The sequence below is a fragment of the Streptomyces avicenniae genome, from assembly GCF_000719135.1.
GTDB classification, from domain to species: Bacteria; Actinomycetota; Actinomycetes; order Streptomycetales; family Streptomycetaceae; genus Streptomyces; species Streptomyces avicenniae.
In genome coordinates this window covers 1-1,399 of sequence record NZ_JOEK01000029.1, presented here as the reverse complement: position 1 = coordinate 1,399, position 1,399 = coordinate 1, and the positions used below count along the sequence as shown (strand labels likewise).

At 69.4% G+C, this 1,399-nt stretch carries 3 protein-coding genes; all 3 read right to left on the bottom strand.

All coding sequences use genetic code 11. From position 1 onward, the window contains the following. On the bottom strand, nucleotides 1-218 hold a 218-nt coding region (locus IF27_RS29600; RefSeq protein ID WP_190233151.1), incomplete at its 3' end, for an adenosylhomocysteinase. Then, nucleotides 208-1,065 (bottom strand): methylenetetrahydrofolate reductase [NAD(P)H], encoded by an 858-nt coding sequence (metF, locus tag IF27_RS29595; protein ID WP_052852963.1) that lies wholly within the window; start codon nucleotides 1,063-1,065, stop codon nucleotides 208-210. The genes metF and IF27_RS29600, both read right to left, overlap by 11 nt. Next, a partial coding sequence (locus IF27_RS29590) for a vitamin B12 dependent-methionine synthase activation domain-containing protein (protein WP_190233150.1) occupies nucleotides 1,062-1,399 on the bottom strand: 338 nt, incomplete at its 5' end. The genes metF and IF27_RS29590, both read right to left, overlap by 4 nt.

Genomic DNA, 1,399 nt, shown 5'->3' with positions numbered 1-1,399 from the left:
GCGGCGATCGCCGCAGCGGCGTGGTCCTGGGTCGAGAAGATGTTGCACGACGCCCACCGCACCCGCGCACCCAACGCGACCAGCGTCTCGATCAACACGTACTCCTCACGCAAGGCCATCAGACCCGGCATCTCATGCTCAGCAAGCGTGATCTCCTTCCGCCCGAAACCGGCGAGGGAGAGATCGGCGACCTTGAAATCCGTGAAGTCAACTGACACTGAGGCTCCTTGATGCCTGAAGGGTGCGGTGGATGTCGAGAGCGGCGGTGGCGCGGTTCAGCGTGATGTAGTGCAGGCCGGGGGCACCCTCGGCCAGGAGACGTTCCGCCATGGCCCCGGCGTGTTCCACGCCGATGCGGTGCCCGGCGGCGGGGTCGTCGCGGGCGGCTTCGAGACGGTGGGCCAGGTCCTCGGGGAAGGTGGCACCCGACAGTTCGGCGAAGCGCCGGATCTGGCGTACGTCGGTGGCGGGCATGATCTCCGGGATGATCGGGATGTCGCATCCCGCCGCCGAGACACGGTCACGCAGCCTGAGGTAGTCCTCGACACGGAAGAACATCTGCGTGACGGCGTAGTCGGCCCCAGCCCGGCACTTCTCCACGAAGTGCCGGATGTCGGACTCCCAGTCGGGTGACCGGGGGTGCCGCTCCGGGAAGGCGGCGACGCCGATGGTGAAGTCGCCCAAGCTACGGACGAGTTCGACCAGTTCGCGCGCGTACGTGAACCCCTGCGGGTGCGGTGACCAGCGCCCCTTGGGGTCGCCTGGCGGATCGCCGCGCAGCACGAGGACGTCGCGGATGCCCGCGTCCGCGTACATGCCGATGATGTGGCGCAGCTCGGCGACCGAGTGGCCGACCGCCGTGAGATGCGCGACCGGGCGCAGCGTCGTCTCGGCCGCGATGCGCCGGGTGATGTCCACCGTCCGGTCGCGGGACGAGCCCCCGGCGCCGTAGGTGACGGAGACGAAGTCGGGGCACAGGGCCTCGACGCGGCGGATGGTGTCCCAGAGCGTGCGTGCACCGGCGGCGGTGCGGGGCGGGAAGAACTCGAAGGAGAACGTCGTCATGTGCCCCGTCCCGCGTTGAAGTAGGTGGCTTCCGGGTGGTGGAGGACGAGGGCGTCGGTGGACTGTTCGGGGTGGAGCTGGAACTCCTCGGAGAGGGTGACGCCGATCCGCTCGGGTTCGAGGAGTGCGGCGATCTTGGCGCGGTCCTCCAGGTCGGGGCAGGCAGGGTAGCCCAGGGAGTAGCGGCAGCCCTGGTACTCGGTGCGGAACATCCCCGCCAGGGCGGCCGGGTCGCTGTCGGCGATGCCGAGTTCGGTGCGGACGCGGGCGTGCCAGTACTCGGCGAGGGCTTCGGCGAGTTGGACGGACAGGCCGTGGAGTTCGAGGTAGTCGC

Bases quoted from the DNA above. Each gene is read 5' to 3' on its own strand.
- metF (WP_052852963.1), bottom strand. From the start codon at position 1,065: ATGACGACGTTCTCCTTCGAGTTCTTCCCGCCCCGCACCGCCGCCGGT.